The organism is Mesorhizobium sp. M1E.F.Ca.ET.041.01.1.1 (assembly GCF_003997355.1).
Classification (GTDB): domain Bacteria; phylum Pseudomonadota; class Alphaproteobacteria; order Rhizobiales; family Rhizobiaceae; genus Mesorhizobium.
Genome location: NZ_RZSL01000907.1, coordinates 1 through 1,720, shown reverse-complemented (window position 1 = coordinate 1,720; position 1,720 = coordinate 1). Strand labels below are relative to the sequence as shown.

General features: G+C 67.7%; 1 protein-coding gene and 1 pseudogene. One reads left to right on the top strand and one right to left on the bottom strand.

Going from position 1 to position 1,720, the window contains the following annotated elements; translation table 11 throughout:
* Positions 1-1,084: pseudogene (locus tag EOA38_RS35735) on the bottom strand (PLP-dependent aminotransferase family protein); the annotation flags it as partial.
* A gap of 102 nt (positions 1,085-1,186) precedes the next feature.
* Here EOA38_RS35735 and EOA38_RS35730 point away from each other — a divergent pair.
* On the top strand, positions 1,187-1,720 hold a 534-nt coding region (locus EOA38_RS35730), incomplete at its 3' end, for a DMT family transporter (RefSeq protein ID WP_145966258.1).

The following is a 1,720-nucleotide window of genomic DNA, read 5'->3' as shown; positions in this document are numbered from 1 at the left end:
TCCTTCAGCAGGGTCAGCACCAGTTCGGAGGAGAGCCGCCCGCCGCCGAAAGAGGTGGCGATCTTGAGGTCGATCAGCCCTTCCATCCAGTCACGTGGCGCGGCGATGAAGCCGCAACGCACCGAAGCCGAAAGCGTCTTGGAGAAGGAGCCGATCTGGACGACGCGGCCGAGGCCGTCAAAGGCCGCCAGCCGTGGTGCCGGCGTGTGCTCGAAATCGGCGAAGATATCGTCTTCGATGATGGCGAGGTCCGACTGATCGGCGAGCTTGAGAAGCCGGTGCGCAACGACCGGCGAGAGCGCCGCGCCGGTCGGATTGTGAAGCGCGGAGTTGGTGATGTAGAGGCGCGGCCGGTGCTCGGCGAGCGCTTGCGCGAAAAGATCGATGTCGGGCCCCGAAGGCGTCATGGGGACACCGACCACCTTGGCCCGATGGGCGCGCAGAAGCGCATGGAAATTGAAATAGCATGGATCGTCGACCAGTACCGTGTCGCCCGGCTCGAGCAGGAAGCGGCACAACAGGTCGATCGCCTGTGTTCCGGATTCGGTGAGCATGATCTGGTCGGGCGAAGCCTCGACACCGTGCGCCGAGAGGCGGCGGGCAGCAACTGCCGCAGCGCCGGCAGTCCGAGCGGCGTGCCGTAATCGGCGAGCGCTGCATCGTCGGTTCGGGCGGCGCCGCGCAAAGCCCGGCGCAAGGAGGCCTGCGGCATCCAGGAGGCCGGCAGCCAGCCGCAGCCGGGTTTCAGCGTCTCGCCGCCCGCCTCCAGCGACTGCCGCGAGACCCAGAGCGGATCGACGGCGCGGTCGAGGCGCGGGCCGATCTCGGCCAGCGACAGCGGCGCGAGCGGGCCGGCGGCATAGAAGCCGGAACCGGGCCGCGAGCGGATCATGCCTTCCGCCGCGAGCCTTTCGTAGGCCTCGACCACCGTCGACTTCGACACCTGCATGATGCCGGCGAAGGCGCGGATCGACGGCAGGCGCGCGCCAGGCGTCAGGACGCGCGCCGCGATCCGCTGCCGGATGGCCGACATGACCGTTTCGACGAGCGTTCGGCCGCCTGCATTCGGGTCAGGCCTGTCCATCTGTACTTCCCCGCAGACCATTACAGTTTTGCGAAATTGTACTCCATTGTCTCTGGTAACACCATGCGCCGCCCCGATACGGAAGCGCAAACGGAGCGGATGATGGACAAGAGTTTCAACGGCTGGCTCAGCGGCTTCATCGGCGTGCTGATCTTCAGCGGGTCGCTGCCGGCGACGCGTATGGCGGTGCTGGATTTCGACCCGACCTTCCTGACGTCGGCCCGGGCGGCGATCGCCGGCCTGCTCGGGATCGCGATGCTGCTCCTGTTCCGCGAGAAGCGCCCGGAGCGAGGGGACCTGGTTTCGCTCGTCGTCGTCGCGCTTGGAGTCGTGGTCGGCTTCCCGTTGCTCACGGCGCTGGAGCTCAAACATGTCACCGCCGCGCATTCCATCATCTTCGTCGGCCTGCTGCCGCTGGCGACCGCAATCTTCGGCGTGCTGCGCGGCGGCGACCCTCCGCGCCCGGCTTTCTGGCTGTTCTCATGCCTGGGCAGCGCGCTCGTCGCGGGTTTTGCCCTGACGCAAGGCGTGACCGCGTCACCGGTCGGCGACGGGTTAATGCTTGCCGCCGTCGTTGCCTGCGGGTTGGGCTACGCCGAAGGAGCGGCGCTGTCGCGCAAGCTCGGCGGCTGGCAG